The organism is Mesorhizobium sp. M0208, assembly GCF_040322015.1.
In the GTDB taxonomy this organism is placed as follows: domain Bacteria; phylum Pseudomonadota; class Alphaproteobacteria; order Rhizobiales; family Rhizobiaceae; genus Mesorhizobium.
In genome coordinates, this window is the sequence record NZ_JAMYSP010000037.1 from 16373 (window position 1) to 30503 (window position 14131).

The 14131-nt window shown below is 63.1% G+C and carries 20 protein-coding genes; 10 read left to right on the plus strand and 10 right to left on the minus strand.

The annotated features are described in order from the left end of the window. The gene (locus NKJ17_RS27190) at positions 1 to 327 is read left to right on the plus strand and encodes a chorismate mutase (RefSeq protein WP_254817890.1); all 327 of its coding nucleotides are present in this window, start codon (positions 1 to 3) and stop codon (positions 325 to 327) included. Positions 328 to 376: 49 nt separating this feature from the next. Then, entirely contained in the window at positions 377 to 778 is a 402-nt protein-coding gene (gene rpsP / locus NKJ17_RS27195) for a 30S ribosomal protein S16 (protein ID WP_254817891.1), read from the plus strand. Positions 779 to 848: 70 nt separating this feature from the next. Here rpsP and NKJ17_RS27200 read toward each other — a convergent pair whose 3' ends face one another. Together NKJ17_RS27200 and NKJ17_RS27205 are read right to left on the minus strand one after the other, a co-directional pair. Continuing rightward, positions 849 to 1112, minus strand: coding sequence for a YMGG-like glycine zipper-containing protein (locus NKJ17_RS27200; protein ID WP_023680734.1), 264 nt, complete (start codon positions 1110 to 1112; stop codon positions 849 to 851). Positions 1113 to 1254: 142 nt separating this feature from the next. Further along, positions 1255 to 1665: a DoxX family protein gene (locus NKJ17_RS27205; protein WP_352690925.1), complete on the minus strand. Its 411-nt coding sequence runs from the start codon at positions 1663 to 1665 to the stop codon at positions 1255 to 1257. Between the two features lie 254 nt (positions 1666 to 1919). On the opposite strand from NKJ17_RS27205, the gene NKJ17_RS27210 reads away from it, so the two are divergent. After that, a complete protein-coding gene (locus NKJ17_RS27210) occupies positions 1920 to 2327 on the plus strand; it encodes an ACT domain-containing protein (RefSeq protein WP_352479699.1) in 408 nt (135 codons plus the stop codon). A gap of 524 nt (positions 2328 to 2851) precedes the next feature. Here the strand turns inward: NKJ17_RS27210 and NKJ17_RS27215 are convergent. Together NKJ17_RS27215 and NKJ17_RS27220 are read right to left on the minus strand one after the other, a co-directional pair. Next, complete coding sequence (locus tag NKJ17_RS27215; protein WP_352479700.1) at positions 2852 to 3886, minus strand: aspartate-semialdehyde dehydrogenase; 1035 nt, start codon at positions 3884 to 3886, stop codon at positions 2852 to 2854. A gap of 106 nt (positions 3887 to 3992) precedes the next feature. Continuing rightward, positions 3993 to 4142, minus strand: a complete 150-nt coding sequence (locus NKJ17_RS27220) for a hypothetical protein (protein WP_352650252.1) — start codon at positions 4140 to 4142, stop codon at positions 3993 to 3995. Positions 4143 to 4342: 200 nt separating this feature from the next. Here NKJ17_RS27220 and NKJ17_RS27225 point away from each other — a divergent pair, with 200 nt between their 5' ends. From NKJ17_RS27225 to NKJ17_RS27235, 3 genes are all read left to right on the plus strand, one after another. Beyond that, a complete protein-coding gene (locus NKJ17_RS27225; RefSeq protein WP_352690927.1) occupies positions 4343 to 6190 on the plus strand; it encodes a DEAD/DEAH box helicase in 1848 nt (615 codons plus the stop codon). Positions 6191 to 6278: 88 nt separating this feature from the next. After that, positions 6279 to 6992, plus strand: a complete 714-nt coding sequence (locus NKJ17_RS27230; RefSeq protein ID WP_352690929.1) for a DUF805 domain-containing protein — start codon at positions 6279 to 6281, stop codon at positions 6990 to 6992. 108 nt (positions 6993 to 7100) lie between these two features. Continuing rightward, positions 7101 to 7745 (plus strand): DUF805 domain-containing protein, encoded by a 645-nt coding sequence (locus NKJ17_RS27235; protein ID WP_352690931.1) that lies wholly within the window; start codon positions 7101 to 7103, stop codon positions 7743 to 7745. Here the strand turns inward: NKJ17_RS27235 and NKJ17_RS27240 are convergent. The 6 genes from NKJ17_RS27240 to leuD all read right to left on the minus strand — a co-directional run bounded on the left by NKJ17_RS27240 (position 7735) and on the right by leuD (position 12168). Next, on the minus strand, positions 7735 to 8220 hold the full coding sequence (locus NKJ17_RS27240; RefSeq protein ID WP_352690932.1) for a GNAT family N-acetyltransferase: 486 nt from the start codon (positions 8218 to 8220) through the stop codon (positions 7735 to 7737). The genes NKJ17_RS27235 and NKJ17_RS27240 overlap by 11 nt on opposite strands. Positions 8221 to 8224: 4 nt before the next feature. Continuing rightward, entirely contained in the window at positions 8225 to 9328 is a 1104-nt protein-coding gene (gene leuB, locus NKJ17_RS27245; RefSeq protein WP_352690934.1) for a 3-isopropylmalate dehydrogenase, read from the minus strand. Positions 9329 to 9467: 139 nt separating this feature from the next. Next, positions 9468 to 9818, minus strand: a complete 351-nt coding sequence (locus NKJ17_RS27250) for a VOC family protein (protein ID WP_352690956.1) — start codon at positions 9816 to 9818, stop codon at positions 9468 to 9470. A gap of 51 nt (positions 9819 to 9869) precedes the next feature. Beyond that, the gene (locus NKJ17_RS27255; RefSeq protein ID WP_254817900.1) at positions 9870 to 10253 is read right to left on the minus strand and encodes a RidA family protein; all 384 of its coding nucleotides are present in this window, start codon (positions 10251 to 10253) and stop codon (positions 9870 to 9872) included. Between the two features lie 321 nt (positions 10254 to 10574). Further along, on the minus strand, positions 10575 to 11501 hold the full coding sequence (locus NKJ17_RS27260) for an Ivy family c-type lysozyme inhibitor (RefSeq protein ID WP_352690936.1): 927 nt from the start codon (positions 11499 to 11501) through the stop codon (positions 10575 to 10577). Positions 11502 to 11562: 61 nt separating this feature from the next. Next, positions 11563 to 12168 (minus strand): 3-isopropylmalate dehydratase small subunit, encoded by a 606-nt coding sequence (gene leuD, locus NKJ17_RS27265; protein WP_254817902.1) that lies wholly within the window; start codon positions 12166 to 12168, stop codon positions 11563 to 11565. A gap of 155 nt (positions 12169 to 12323) precedes the next feature. Between leuD and NKJ17_RS27270 the strand changes: the two genes are divergently transcribed. The 4 genes from NKJ17_RS27270 to NKJ17_RS27285 all read left to right on the plus strand — a co-directional run bounded on the left by NKJ17_RS27270 (position 12324) and on the right by NKJ17_RS27285 (position 14123). Next, on the plus strand, positions 12324 to 12749 hold the full coding sequence (locus tag NKJ17_RS27270; RefSeq protein WP_352690938.1) for a GNAT family N-acetyltransferase: 426 nt from the start codon (positions 12324 to 12326) through the stop codon (positions 12747 to 12749). A gap of 92 nt (positions 12750 to 12841) precedes the next feature. Beyond that, positions 12842 to 13153 (plus strand): ArsR/SmtB family transcription factor, encoded by a 312-nt coding sequence (locus NKJ17_RS27275; RefSeq protein WP_352690939.1) that lies wholly within the window; start codon positions 12842 to 12844, stop codon positions 13151 to 13153. Next, a complete protein-coding gene (locus tag NKJ17_RS27280; protein ID WP_352690941.1) occupies positions 13153 to 13662 on the plus strand; it encodes an SRPBCC family protein in 510 nt (169 codons plus the stop codon). The genes NKJ17_RS27275 and NKJ17_RS27280 overlap by 1 nt, the downstream gene beginning before the upstream one ends. After that, positions 13659 to 14123: an SRPBCC family protein gene (locus tag NKJ17_RS27285; protein WP_352690943.1), complete on the plus strand. Its 465-nt coding sequence runs from the start codon at positions 13659 to 13661 to the stop codon at positions 14121 to 14123. Before NKJ17_RS27280 ends, NKJ17_RS27285 begins: the two co-directional genes overlap by 4 nt. Positions 14124 to 14131: the final 8 nt, after the last annotated feature.

A 14131-nucleotide genomic window follows, 5' to 3' on the forward strand; every position in this document is an offset into this window, starting at 1 on the left:
ATGAACGAAGAGAAGGACATGGCGGACGCGCGTGCGGCGCTGGCCAATTATCGCGCCTCGATCGACAACATCGACGCGGCGCTGATCCACATGCTGGCCGAGCGCTTCCGCTGCACCAAGGCAGTCGGCGTGCTGAAGGCGGAACATGGCCTGCCGCCTGCCGACCCGGCGCGCGAGCAGGAGCAGATCGCCCGTCTTCGCCAACTGGCCAAGGACGCCCATCTCGACCCGGATTTCGCGGAGAAATTCCTGAACTTCGTCGTCCGCGAAGTGATCCGCCATCACGAGCAGATCGCCGCATCCAACGGCGTGACGAAAACCGGCTGAGGACCAGCCACCAACCGATCAACCAAATCAGAGCTTTAGGAGAAGAGAAATGCCACTGAAAATCCGATTGGCCCGTGCGGGCTCGAAGAAGCGTCCCTATTACCATGTCGTCGTCGCCGACGCGCGTTCGCCGCGCGACGGTCGTTTCATCGAGTCGCTCGGCTCGTGGAACCCGCTGCTGCCCAAGGACGGCGAACGCGTCAAGGTCGACGCCGAGCGCGTCAAGCATTGGCTGTCGCATGGCGCCCAGCCGACCGACCGCGTGCTGCGCTTCCTTGATGAAGCCGGCATCGCCAAGCGCGAAGCCCGCTCCAACCCGAAGAAGGCCGAGCCCGGCAAGAAGGCGCAGGAGCGCGCAGCCTTGCTGAAGAAGGCGCAGGAAGATGCCGCCGCGGCCGTAGCCGCCGCTGCAGCCGCGCCGGCCGAGGCGGAAGCCGCCAGCGCCGAATAAATCATCTCCACCACCACGAAACGGCGGGCCTTGCCCGCCGTTTGCTGTTCGTCCGCATGGTGCGGCCTGATCAATAGCCCTCGGGGCAACTCGCAACGTACACACGACCGTTACGATCGCGATAACGGCACTGGCCGCTTTCGCTGGCACGGCCGATCAGCGCACCGGCCAAAGCGCCGGCCGCACCGCCGATCACCGCGCCCTTGGTTGGGTTGCCGGCCACCGCAGCGCCGACCGCCGCACCGCCCAGGCCACCAACTGCCGCGCCTTGCTCAGTGCGGGAGCAGGCACCGAGCGGTACCAGCAAGGCCATCAAGATCATCACCTTTTTCATTGTCGTTCCTCTCCAACAGGGTGCCGTCCTCGCCGCTGCACCTCCTAACTCGCAACCAGGCGATTTGATCCAAAGAAGAAGATCGGCTGCCGCCCGGCGCTCTGGCGGCGTGGCCACCATCGAACGGCTTTCGAAGTCGCCGCTATTGGCTGAATGGGAACAACCCGCGCACCCTTGGATCGCGCAGATACAGGCCACCCCAGAGGATGGCGCCGAGATAGACGCCGAACAGTATGTGCGAGAACAAAGGGCTGCCGATCCGCACATGCGTGGCGACGGCGCCGCCGAGATAAGCGGTGAGCAGGATGGCGCCGAGCACCGAGGTGCGCGGCAGCGCGTAAAGCGCTGTCGAGACCAGTCCAATGATGCCGAGAATGCGCGAGACATTGGCATCGGCCGGCCAGCCGAGCTGCACCATGGTCTGGGTGACGATTTCGAGCGGCGGTAGCTTGATCACGCCGTCGAAGATCATGAACAGCACGACGACGGCGCTGAGCACGCGGCCGGCCCACAAGGCACGCGATGAGACGGGTGCTGCCTGAGACATGGTCATTGATGTTCCCTCCGGTCGTTGTGAGCACTGGCTCCTCCGCCAGCTCGAACCAAGGACGCGGCCCATTACGGCGATCCGACATGCCTCCAGTTCTTTTCACTCCAGCGGCGAACCTTGGGTGTGTACGTTCAGTCAGCAACGAACCTGGCCAAGTCCACCTTGCGGGGTGAGGTGGAGGGCGTTATCGAAAATCCATAGAAGTGTCTTCGAGCGCTCGACGCAGCAGCCGCCTAGTCGCACAACGAAAGCAATCGATGGCCGGAGAGACCGACCTGAAACAGTTGCTGGCGGCAATGACGCCGGAATTGCTTGCCGGGGTTCATGTGTTCACCACGTTGCCACCCGATGCGCCCGTTCCCGACAGGCTCCACCCGGTGATGCTATTTCGCGAGCGCGAGGGCATGACGCTGATCGTGCATGAAGACCATGCCAAGGCCGCTGGACTGAAAACCGTGTTCCGCTGCCGGATGCTGACGCTGAACATCCATTCGTCGCTGGACGCGGTCGGCTTCCTCGCCGCCATCACCGCACGACTGGCCGCGGCCGGCATCGGCGTCAATCCGGTCTCGGCCTTCTACCACGATCACCTGTTCGTGCCCGCCGACCGGGCGGAGGAGGCGCTGGAGTTGCTGTTGGACCTAGCGGAGGAGAACCGGCTGTGACGCCGGCACCTTGCTGGCCATTTGAGACGCCTGCGCTGCCCCTCATCCTCCTGCCGGAACCTTTTCCCCGTGAGCGGGGAGAAGGGCGCTAACGGCCGAAGGCCGAGCCCGCGACTGCGGCCGCCGGCCTTCCGGCGCCCCCGCGGAGGGCCAGCCGCGATAGCGGCGATACGGCACGTGAGCGAAAAGCAAGCTGAGCAAAAATCGCGGCCGAAGGCCGAGCCTGCGACCGCAGACCGCCGGTCGTCCGGCGCCCCGCGAGGGCCAGCCGCGTTAGCGGCGATGCGGCCGTGAGCGAAAAGCAAGCTGAGCAAAAATCGCGGCCGAAGGCCGAGCCTGCGACCGCAGGCCGCCGGTCGTCCGGCGCCCCCGCGGAGGCCAGCCGCGTTAGCGGCGATACGGCCCGTGAGCGAAAAGCAAGCTGAGCAGAGATCGCGAAGGCCGTGCCTGCGACCGCAGGCCGCCGGTCGTCCGGCGCCCCGCGGAGGCCAGCCGCGTTAGCGGCGATACGGCCGTGAGCGAAACTACGCCGCCTTCTTCTTTGGCTGGATCAGCCCGCGCTCGACCAGCAGCTCGGCGATCTGAACCGCATTGAGTGCCGCGCCCTTGCGCAGATTGTCGGAGACGATCCACATCGACAGGCCGTTGTCGATGGTCGAATCCTCGCGGATGCGCGAGATGAAGGTGGCGTCCTCGCCGGCCGATTCCAGTGGCGTGATGTAGCCTCCGTCCTCGCGCTTGTCGATGACCTGGCAGCCCGGCGCCTCGCGCAGGATCTCGCGCGCCTCATCGGCGGTGATCGGCTTTTCGAACTCGATGTTGACCGCTTCCGAATGACCGATGAACACCGGCACCCGCACGCAGGTCGCCGTCAGCTTGATCTTGGGGTCGAGCATCTTCTTGGTCTCGGCCACCATCTTCCACTCTTCCTTGGTGAAGCCGTCGTCGAGGAAGACGTCGATATGCGGGATTACGTTGAAGGCGATACGCTTGGTGAACTTCTTGACGTCGACGGTGTCGGCGACGAACACCGCGCGAGTCTGCGTGAACAATTCGTCCATGCCTTCCTTGCCGGCGCCGGAGACCGACTGGTAGGTGGCGACGACGACGCGCTTGATGGTGGCAGCGTCATGCAGCGGCTTCAGCGCCACGACCAGCTGCGCCGTCGAGCAGTTCGGGTTGGCGATGATGTTCTTGCGCGTGAACAGCGAGATCGCATCCGGGTTCACTTCCGGAACGATCAGCGGCACGTCCTGGTCGTAACGGAAGGCCGACGAATTGTCGATGACGACGCAGCCCTGCTTGCCGATCTTCGGCGACCATTCCTTCGAGACGTTGCCGCCAGCCGACATGATGCAGATGTCGGTGTCTGAAAAATCATATTGGTCGAGCGCCCTGACCTTCAGCGTGCGGTCGCCGAACGACACTTCCGTGCCCTGGCTGCGCCGCGAGGCCAGCGCCACCACCTCGCTCACCGGAAAGCCGCGTTCCTCCAGTATGTTGAGCATTTCCCGGCCCACATTGCCCGTGGCGCCGACGATCGCAACCTTGAAACTCATCGAAATCTCCTGTCCCTCTCCGCTCGGTTTCTGGAGAAAACCCGCCGGCCGATGCGGGTTTCAACCCCCGGGCCGGACCCGGGAGAGGGTGGTTAGGCCAAGGGAATCAGACCGTTTTGGTGGTCGTTTTGCCGGTTTTTTTGAGCAACAGCGTGGGTTTGCTGGAACGAGGAGACGCACCGACGCACCCGGCCCAATGGTTCGCATTGGGGCCGGGGATGTCGAATGCAAGGAGCGCCATCAGAAGGCCGCGCATCGAAACTATCCCGTTCGGTGCCGGCTTTTACGCGGTTTGCGTCCAGAGTCAATCGCAACCAGGCCGACCCGCCCGCCCTGTACAATGACATCGGCACCAAGTACGAACGGGTATCGTCTGGCTCGTGGCGCCCGTCCGTGGCGCTTGCCGACATTTACCCGTCGCCGGGTATTTAAGAATCCGAATTTCGAAAGAGCAAGATGTCCAATTTCGAAGCTATTGTTCCCGCGCTGGCAAAGGCGCTGGAAAAACGCGGCTATGTCGAGCTGACGCCGGTGCAGAAAGCGGTTCTCGAGCTTGGCCAGGCCGATGCGCTGGTTTCGGCCCAGACCGGCTCCGGCAAGACCGTCGCCTTCGGTCTGGCTTTGGCGCCGACCCTTCTCGATGGCGCGGAGCGCTTTTCCCACGCGGCGGCACCCTTGGCGCTTGCCGTGGCGCCGACGCGGGAGCTGGCCCTGCAGGTGACGCGCGAGTTGGAATGGCTTTACGAACTGACCGGGGCAGCGATAGCCTCCTGCGTCGGCGGCATGGACATGCGCACCGAGCGGCGCACGCTGGAACGCGGTGCCCACATCGTCGTCGGCACGCCCGGCCGCCTGCGCGACCACATCACCCGCAACTCGCTCGACATGTCGGCGCTTAAGGCAGTGGTGCTCGACGAAGCCGACGAGATGCTCGACCTCGGCTTTCGCGAGGATCTGGAATTCATCCTCGATGCTGCCCCTGCCGATCGCCGCACGCTGATGTTTTCCGCCACTGTGCCGCGCTCCATCGCCACGCTGGCCAAGGGCTACCAGCGCGATCCGGTACGCATCTCGGCTGGTGGCGAGGAGAAACAACATCTCGACATCGAATACCGCGCGCTGAGCGTCGCCCAGGCGGATCGCGAAAACGCCATCATCAACGTGCTGCGCTTTTACGAAGCCAAGAACGCGCTGGTGTTCTGCAACACCCGCGCCGCCGTCAACCATCTGACGGCGCGCTTCAACAACCGCAACTTTTCCGTCGTGGCGCTGTCCGGCGAGCTTAGCCAGAACGAGCGCAGCCACGCGCTGCAGGCGATGCGCGACGGCCGCGCAAAAGTCTGCATCGCCACCGACGTCGCGGCACGCGGCATCGACCTGCCCAACCTCGAGCTGGTCATCCACGCCGACTTGCCGACCAACCCGGAGACGCTCCTGCACCGAAGCGGGCGGACGGGACGGGCAGGACGCAAGGGCGTCAGCGCGCTGATCGTGCCCAACAATGCCCGCAGGCGCACCGAACGCCTGCTGCAAAGCGCCGGCCTTGCGGCGACGTGGGCGAGCCCGCCTTCGGCCGACGACGTCTTGCGCCGCGACGACGAACGCATCCTCGCCGCCCCGGTCTTCAGCGAGCCGGTGACGGACGATGAGCGCGGCTTCGTCAACGCGCTTCTCGACCAACGTGGCGCCGAACTGGTGGCGGCGGCCTTCGTGCGTCTCTGCCGCTCCAGCCGCTCGGCGCCCGAGGATCTCTTGGACGTCGCTCCGTTCACGCCGTCCGGCGACAGACCCGCTGGCGACAGAGCCGCCCGCCGCGACGAGGCAGCGAGCCGCCGCGACGATTTCGGCGACAGCGTCTGGTTCTCGCTGTCGGTCGGACGCCGGCAGAACGCCGAGCCGCGCTGGCTGATCCCGATGCTGTGCCGGACAGGCGGCATTTCCAAGCGCGAGATAGGCGCGATCAAGATGCAGCCGGAGGAAACCTTCGTGCAGATCGCGGCGGACTGGGCCGAGCGCTTCCTCGCTGCGATCGGTCCCGACCGCAAGCTGCAGGGCAACATTGCGGTCAAGCGGCTGGACGCTACGCCGGATTTGTCGCGAGCCGGCTATCAGGAACCGCGGCCCGACAAGAAGCCGCATCGCGGCAAGCGCACCTTCGATCAGCACGCGCCCAAATTCGAGAAGCGCGCACCGGCCGACCAGCGCCCGGCATTCGAGGCGAAGCCCTGGGCCGGGAAACCGGCCAAGGCGAAGTTCGAAGGCGGACCTGCGAAACACAAGAAATCGAAGAAACGGCCGGGGTAAATAGCCAGCACTCTCCATTTCCGCACGCCCCTTGCGGTCTGCCGGAACTTTGCACAGTCTGGGGCGGGGAAATGGGGGTGGGCAGGACATGCGCGGCGAAGTTCTTCATTACGACGAAGACCAGGGTTTTGGTTTCATCACCGGAGCCGACGGCAACCGCTACACTTTGGCGCGCGAAGATTTGCGCCGCGAAGCATCGGTTGCCGGAGGTACGACCGTCGAATTCCAGCCGGCTGGCGGACGGGCACGCGATGTTTTTTCGATCCGCGTCCAACCTCGCAGTGCGCCTGCCGACGCCTCCACTGCAACCGCCGTGCCATCTCAGGCCGGCAATGCGCCAGCGGCACGTCAGCCGCAACATTTCGGCCGTTCCGCTGAACAAAGTCCGGCCGAATCCGCCGGCCTGTGGAACTATTTCTGGCTGGGTCTGACCGAGAATTACTTCAACTTCGCCGGCCGTGCCCGCCGCAAGGAATATTGGGGCTATTGCCTGTTCTGGACGATCGCGCTGATCGTGGTCATAGGACTCGGCGTCTTCATCGATGACGCCATGGGCAATCTCGACAACAGTGAACTGCCGGCAGTAACGGTCGGCCTTTTCGGCCTCTTCCTGCTGGCGACAGCCCTGCCATGGTTCGGGCTGAACGTGCGTCGCCTGCACGACATCGGCCTGACCGGCTGGCTCTTCCTGCTTTTCCTGATCCCGACCTTCGGCATCGTGATCATCCTGATCTTTGCGCTGATCCCGACCCAGCCGCGTGAAAACCAGTGGGGTCCGGTGCCGGCAGGCGTCAGGGTTTAGCCGGCGCCGTGCCTAGCAGCCGCTCCATTCGCACATGTGATGCGTGCATATTGCAATTGGAAACAACCTTGGATAGTATCCGTACGGCACAGTATTTGGGGGCAAGCAATGCGCGGCGCGATTTATCATTATGACCAGGATCAGGGTTTCGGATACATCAATGGAGCCGACGGCAAGCGTTACATCGTCGGGCATGAGGATCTGAGTCCCGGCGTGGCGTTGGTCAGAGGCGCACCCGTCGAGTTCCAGCCGGACGATGGGACTGCGCGCGCCGTCATTGCAGGAAGGCCAAGGGCTGCCGAATCCCGCAGCCTCATTCCCAACGGCGTTGAACCTGCCCAATCCACCGGATTATGGGCTTATTTCTGGCGCGCATTCAAAGTGAGACATGTCAGCTTCACCGGCCGCGCCCGCCGCAAGGAATTTTGGGGCTTTTTTCTGCTCACGCTGATCGTGTTCTTCGCGCTTCTTGCGTTCGGCGTCCTCATCAATGCAGCGATCACAGCTGTCAGAGGCGACCTGGAATTTGGAGCTTTGGGTTATGCGCCAGCCTTCGTGTTCCTGCTATTGACTGTCCTGCCGTGGTTTGCCCTTATGGTACGACGCCTGCATGACATCGGCCTGAGCGGCTGGTTCGTTTTGCTGTACTTCGTTCCCGGCTTCAACACGCTGGGTCTGTTGGCGCTTGGGCTTATCCCATCCAAGGTCAGTGAAAACCCTTGGGGGCCGGTGCCGGCGGGCGTCAGGGTTTAGCGATCGCCTTCAGCGTCTCGCTCGAAAGCCTGAGGAAGACCTTCCGACCCTGGCGCTCCGCGCCGAGTCCGACGTAGAAGCGCAGCGCACGCTCGTTCCAGTCCTCGGTGGTCAGGTCGATGCGGCCGATGCCTTCGCGCAGGCAATGGCCGGCAAGGAATGCCATCAGCGCTCGACCGACACCGCCATTGCGGGCATCATCGCGTACGAATAGGTCCTTGAGGAACAGCAGCCGCTCGAGATCGATGCCGGGATGCGCGATCGCAACCGAGGCCAGCCCGCAAACTTCACCATCGACAAAGGCGAGCGCAAAATGCGGATAGGCCGGACTTTCGTCGCCAAGCCATTTCTGCGCCGCCGACAAAGCTTGGCTGGCGTCGAGTGGCGGCTGCCGGTAATGCACCGCCATTTCGCAAAGCATGGCGGCGAGTGCCGCGGCATCCCCGGTCGTCGCCCAGCGGACGTCGACCGACACAGGATCAGCCCAGGAACTTGGCGATGATCGCGTCGCCCATCTCAGCGGTGCCGACCTCGGTCATCCCCGGCGAATGAATATCCCTGGTGCGCAAGCCCTGGTCGAGAACGGCGGCGATCGCGCCTTCCAGCCGGTCGGCCTCTTCAACCATGCCGAAGGAATAGCGCATGCACATGGCGAATGAGGCGATCATGGCGATCGGATTGGCGATGCCCTTGCCGGCGATGTCGGGCGCCGAGCCGTGCACCGGCTCGTAGAGCGCCTTGCGCTGTTTTGTCTTCGCATCCGGCGCGCCGAGCGAAGCCGACGGCAGCATGCCGATCGAGCCGGTCAGCATGGCGGCGATGTCGGACAGCATGTCGCCGAACAGATTGTCGGTGACGATGACGTCGAACTGCTTCGGCCAGCGCACCAGCTGCATTCCGCCGGCATCGGCCAACATGTGATCGAGCTTGACGTCGACATAGCGCGCCTTGTGCGTCTGGGTGACGACCTCGTTCCACAGCACGCCAGATTTCATCACATTGCGCTTTTCCATCGAGGTGACGTGGTTCTTGCGCGTGCGTGCCAACTCGAAGGCAACGCCCGAAATGCGCTCGATCTCGAACGTGTCGTAAACTTGAGTATCGATGCCGCGCTTCTGGCCGTTGCCGAGATCGATGATCTGCTTCGGCTCGCCGAAATAGACGCCGCCGGTGAGCTCGCGCACGATGAGGATATCGAGCCCTTCGACCACCTCCTGCTTGAGCGAGGAGGACGCCGCCAGCGCCGGATAGCAGATTGCCGGCCTTAGATTGGCAAACAGCTCCATGTCCTTGCGGAGCCGCAGCAGACCCGCCTCCGGGCGCACCTCGTAAGGCACCGCATCCCATTTCGGTCCGCCGACGGCGCCGAACAGCACTGCGTCCGCGGCCATAGCCTTGGCCATGTCGGCATCGGAGATCGCCGCGCCATGCGCGTCATAGGCGCAGCCGCCGACAAGGCCCTCATCGGTGACGAAATCGCTGCCAAGCCTGTCGTTCATGGCGGCGATCAGCTTCTTCAACTCGGCCATCGCCTCGGGGCCGATGCCGTCGCCGGCAAGCAGGAGAAGATTTTTCGAAGCCATGAGAACCGTCCCGATTGTTTAGCGCATGAACGCGGCCTTGCTAAACGCCAAGCAGCCGGCGCGCAAGCCTGCGGTTCAGAGCATCGGACCCAAAAGTGGAAACCGGTTTTGGGAGAATCCGATGCTCAAGCCAAAACGCCTACAGATGCGAAAGGATATTGACCAGCCTGCCGAACGGGTCGCGTACGAAGAAGCGCCGCACGCCCCAGGGTTCGTCCGCCGGACCGTATTCGATGGCAAAGCCGGCCGTCCTCATGCTTTCAAGCGCGGCATCGACGTCGTCGATTTCGATAGAGATGTCCGGCACCGGCGTTCCTGACCCTCCTTCGGCCATGAAACTGACCTGCACGGACATCGTCTCTTGCGAGCCGTAGGTAGCGATCCAGCCCATATCCATCTTGAGATCGAGGCCGAGCACATCCTGATAGAAGGGTTTTGCCGCCGCGATATCCTGCGTGTCTATGTTTGCAACGATGCGCCTGACCTTCACCATGGGCCGATCCTCGTGCTAACCGTGTCGTTGTCGCAACCGTGACAGGCATCAGGCTGTGCGCCGCAGCGCCGTCACCTCGATCTCGATCTTCATCTCCGGCTTGTTGAGCTGGCACACGATCATCGTTGCCGCCGGCCTGATCTCGCCAAAGGCCTCGCCGAGGATCGGGAACACCACATCCACGAAAGCCGCATCGGTGATATAGTAATGTGCCCGCACCACATCGGCCATTTCGAAGCCGCCGTCTTGCAATGCCTTGGCGATGGTAGCGAGGCAATTACGGGTCTGCGCCTCGACCGTCTCCGGCATCGTCATAGTGGCATAGTCGTAACCGGTCGTTCCGGAGACGAAACACCAGTCGCCCTGCACCACGGCACGCGAATAGCCGGCGGTCTTCTCGAAGGGCGAACCGGTGGAGATCAGTTTTCGCATGGGGCGGCCTCGCTGGGTTGCTGAGCGTCGTCTAGCAGAGGGGGGCCGGGCGGGTCATGAGCCAAGCTAGGCAAATTGTTGTCACGAGGCGGCAAGACGAAAACCTCGGAGATTGGCCGGAGCATCTATCCCGTCGTCATCCTATGGCGGAGCAAGGAGCGTATCGACGCAGCGTAGACCATAGGATCCATGCCGAGACATCACGGGCTTTGCCACGGTGCAGAATTTCTGCTCAGCCGCCTTCCGACAACGGTCGCAGCAAGGATCCTCGGGTCAAGCCCGAGGATGACGAATGCGCAGTTGCGACCCCTTGTCGAAACCTTAATTGGCCGACCCCAGCGCCTTGTCCAGCGCTTCCTTGACGTCGGCCGGCCATGTACTCACCGCCGGCCACGCGTCCGGCTCGGGCTTGTCGCCGCGGCGGGCGAAATAGAGCTTATGGTTGACCGGGTCGACGGCCATGAAACCGTCATTGCCGCCGCAATCATGCGGCACGCAGCCGCTGGCAAAAAAGGCGCCCGAAGCGGTCTCCTCAGTACCGCCGCCGACCAGCAGGCTGGTCGCCATGTCGGGCATGTCCTTGCCGAGCAGCGTCTCGGCTAGCCTGTAGACGGCCTCGTTGTGAAAGGCATCAATGATGTTATCGTATTTCGACGGATCGACGTCTTTCCACTCCGTGCCCGGCTCCGGCATGTAGGTCAGATTACCGGACGTCGTCAGCCCGTCCGTCGGCGACCATTGCAGCGCCGGCTTGGAATCGCCCGGCAAAAGATAGGGTACGAAATAGATGGCGCTGTCGGAGATCGCGGCCGGTGGTGCGCCGCATTCATCCTGCTCGACCGTGGTCGTCTGGATCGTGCCGCCTTCCGGCTTCCACACGATCACCTTGGCCGGGCCGCATTGATTGCCGCCGTCGCCGACATCGACCAGCGCCACCTTGACACCGCCGACCTCGACGACCTTGTCGAAGAAGACGTCGTAATTGCGCGCCAGTTCCTTGCCGTCGAAGGCGAGCACCCGTTCCCCGTACTCTTCCTCCTGGGTGATGGTCAGCTGGCCACCCTCGAACGGGATCGGCGCCTGTTTGTCATTGTCGGCTAGGGCCGCATTGCTCAACGCGCCCTGGTCGGCCCCGCCGGACGCATCGTCAGCCGGCACGAGCACCATATCGGTCTGTGCATGCGCGCCTGCCACTGGCATCAGAATCCACGCCAGCGCGCAGGCCCCTGCAAGAAGCGAACGTGTCATGACTGTCCCCTCCATTCAGCCGCCACGAATCCGGTCTGTCGCGGCCAGGTCATCGTACCGCTCAGGCCCAGGGGCGCTCAGCAGCATTCTTCTTCTCGAACGAAGCGATGGCGCCAGCCTTCTCCATGGTCAGACCGATATCGTCGAGCCCGTTGAGCAGGCAGTGGCGCTTGAACTCGTCGAGGTCGAACTTGACCACGCCGCCGTCCGGCCCGCGGATTTCCTTGGTCTCGAGATCGACCGACAGCGTCGCGTTGGAACCGCGCGACGCATCGTCCATCAGCTTCTCCAGGTCTTCAGCGCTGACGGTGATCGGCAGGATGCCGTTCTTGAAGCAGTTGTTGTAGAAAATGTCGGCGAACGAGGTCGAGATGACGCAGCGGATGCCGAAATCGAGCAGCGCCCACGGTGCATGTTCCCGGCTCGAACCGCAGCCGAAATTGTCGCCGGCGACCAGGATCTGCGCCTTGCGGTAGGCCGGCTTGTTGAGCACGAAGTCCGGGTTTTCCGAACCGTCGTCCTTGTAGCGCATTTCGGCGAACAAGCCGGTGCCGAGCCCGGTGCGCTTGATCGTCTTGAGATAATCCTTGGGGATGATCATGTCGGTGTCGACATTGACGATCGGCATCGGCGCGGCGACGCCGGTGAGCTTGGTGAATTTTTCCATGGTTCTTGCCCGTCTTCTTCTCGTTGCGGGGAATTGCTGGCGCCCGGTTTACACAAAGCCGCGGGCAAATAAAAGGCGGCTGTTTCTGGACTTCCGTCGTCGATCGAAACACAAAACGCTTCAAAACCACCGGCCCATGGTGCACTTTTATCGACATGACAACGCGATCCACGGTCCTCTACGCCAGCGAACCGGACCTCGGCACCGCCGAGTTCCGCCGCGTGCTGGTGGAATCCGGCCTCGGCGAGACACGGCCCGTCGATGACAACACTCGATTGAAGGCGATGTTGTCAGCGGCCAATTTGGTGCTCACCGCGCGTCTCGACACAGAAGGCAAGCCGCTGGTCGGTGTCGCTCGCGGCATCACCGACTTTTCCTGGGTCTGCTATATCTCCGAGCTCGCTGTTTCTGCATCGGCGCAAGGGCTGGGTATCGGCAAGGGCCTGATGGATGAGGCACGCCGGCAACTCGGACCGTCCGTCGCCATCAGCCTGATCTCCATGCCCGACGCCGTCGGCTTCTATGAGCGTATCGGCATGGAGCGCATGCCCAACGCATTCTGGTTCGGCCGCAAGCGCTGAAATCCACTTTCAGCGACCTCAACCTGCGCATCCTCGGCCAAGGTTCTGCCTCTTGACATGCAACCATATGGTTGCATATTAGGGTCATGAGCATGGATGCCGTCTTTCGCGCCTTGGCCGACCCGACACGTCGGCGATTACTGGACAGCCTTCATGCAAGGAACGGGCAGACGCTGAACGCGCTGTGCGGTGAGATGGACATGACGCGCCAGGCGGTGACCAAGCATCTGGCGATCCTGGAAGAAGCAAACCTCGTCACCACCATCCGCCAGGGACGCGAGAAGCAACATTATCTGAATCCGGTTCCCATCAACGAGATCGCCGAACGCTGGATCGGCAAATTCGAGCGGGGGCGACTGGGCGCCCTCAGCGATTTGAAGAAACGCCTCGAAAGGGAAGACTGATGAGCAACATTTTCGTTTATGTCACCTACATCCGCACCTCGCCCGAAAAACTCTGGCAAGCGCTGACCGAGCCGGAGTTCCAGCGGCAATATTTCCTCGGCGCCCAGATGCTAAGCGACTGGAAACAAGGTTCGGCGTGGAAGATGGTTTACACCGACGGCCGCGTCACCGACAACGGCGAGGTCCTCGAGATCGATCCACCCAAGCGCATCGTGCTCAAATGGCGCAACGAGTTCATGCCCGAGATCAAGGCGGACGGCTACACACGCTGCACCTTCGCCATCGAGCAGGAGGGCGAGATGGTGAAGCTCGCCATCACACACGAAGCCGATGGACCGCACAAGCTGCTTGGCCATGTGGCGAACGGCTGGCCGCTCATCCTGTCCAGCCTGAAGAGCCTGCTCGAAACCGGCAAAGGCCTGTCGCGCCCGGCGTCGAAGCTTGAGGTTGTTTCGATAGCGAAACGTTTCTGGAGACAGCGATGTACAGTGCCGCGGTGCACAGCATGACGAATGGCAAGGCCGTTATGGCGAGCGCCGATGTTTGCGCGCCGCCCGAGCGGATCTTTGACGCGCTCGTTACACGCGAGGTCGAGCGCTGGTGGGGGTCCGCCACGACCTACCGGATGACCGGATGGACGGCCGACCTCCACGTCGGCGGCCGCTGGAGCGTCACCGTCGAGACGGCGGCCGGCAGACACCTGCCCGCCAGCGGCGAATTCCTGGAGATCGAAGAGCCGCGCCGAATCGTGCAGACGCGGAGATACGGCTGGGACCATCCGACGCTTGGCCGCCGCCAAACCAAAGTCGCCTGGCTGCTGGAGCCGATCGCCGGCGGCACACGCGTCACCATCTGCCATGGCGGCTTCGCCGGCCTCGCTGCTGCCGCGACGAAGCATGCCGAAGGCTGGGCCCAGGTGCTGGGCTGGCTTCAGGCGTATCTTGGTACGGACGGCTTGGCGGCGGCTTAATCCACCAA

Bases quoted from the DNA above. Each gene is read 5' to 3' on its own strand.
- NKJ17_RS27255 (WP_254817900.1), bottom strand. From the start codon at position 10,253: ATGCGAAAACTGATCTCCACCGGTTCGCCCTTCGAGAAGACCGCCGGC.
- NKJ17_RS27230 (WP_352690929.1), top strand. From the start codon at position 6,279: ATGCGCGGCGAAGTTCTTCATTACGACGAAGACCAGGGTTTTGGTTTC.
- NKJ17_RS27260 (WP_352690936.1), bottom strand. From the start codon at position 11,501: ATGACACGTTCGCTTCTTGCAGGGGCCTGCGCGCTGGCGTGGATTCTG.
- NKJ17_RS27215 (WP_352479700.1), bottom strand. From the start codon at position 3,886: ATGAGTTTCAAGGTTGCGATCGTCGGCGCCACGGGCAATGTGGGCCGG.
- NKJ17_RS27285 (WP_352690943.1), top strand. From the start codon at position 13,659: ATGACGAATGGCAAGGCCGTTATGGCGAGCGCCGATGTTTGCGCGCCG.
- NKJ17_RS27190 (WP_254817890.1), top strand. From the start codon at position 1: ATGAACGAAGAGAAGGACATGGCGGACGCGCGTGCGGCGCTGGCCAAT.
- NKJ17_RS27210 (WP_352479699.1), top strand. From the start codon at position 1,920: ATGGCCGGAGAGACCGACCTGAAACAGTTGCTGGCGGCAATGACGCCG.
- NKJ17_RS27205 (WP_352690925.1), bottom strand. From the start codon at position 1,665: ATGACCATGTCTCAGGCAGCACCCGTCTCATCGCGTGCCTTGTGGGCC.
- NKJ17_RS27200 (WP_023680734.1), bottom strand. From the start codon at position 1,112: ATGAAAAAGGTGATGATCTTGATGGCCTTGCTGGTACCGCTCGGTGCC.
- NKJ17_RS27235 (WP_352690931.1), top strand. From the start codon at position 7,101: ATGCGCGGCGCGATTTATCATTATGACCAGGATCAGGGTTTCGGATAC.
- rpsP (WP_254817891.1), top strand. From the start codon at position 377: ATGCCACTGAAAATCCGATTGGCCCGTGCGGGCTCGAAGAAGCGTCCC.
- NKJ17_RS27225 (WP_352690927.1), top strand. From the start codon at position 4,343: ATGTCCAATTTCGAAGCTATTGTTCCCGCGCTGGCAAAGGCGCTGGAA.
- NKJ17_RS27220 (WP_352650252.1), bottom strand. From the start codon at position 4,142: ATGCGCGGCCTTCTGATGGCGCTCCTTGCATTCGACATCCCCGGCCCC.
- NKJ17_RS27275 (WP_352690939.1), top strand. From the start codon at position 12,842: ATGGATGCCGTCTTTCGCGCCTTGGCCGACCCGACACGTCGGCGATTA.
- leuD (WP_254817902.1), bottom strand. From the start codon at position 12,168: ATGGAAAAATTCACCAAGCTCACCGGCGTCGCCGCGCCGATGCCGATC.
- NKJ17_RS27270 (WP_352690938.1), top strand. From the start codon at position 12,324: ATGACAACGCGATCCACGGTCCTCTACGCCAGCGAACCGGACCTCGGC.
- NKJ17_RS27280 (WP_352690941.1), top strand. From the start codon at position 13,153: ATGAGCAACATTTTCGTTTATGTCACCTACATCCGCACCTCGCCCGAA.
- leuB (WP_352690934.1), bottom strand. From the start codon at position 9,328: ATGGCTTCGAAAAATCTTCTCCTGCTTGCCGGCGACGGCATCGGCCCC.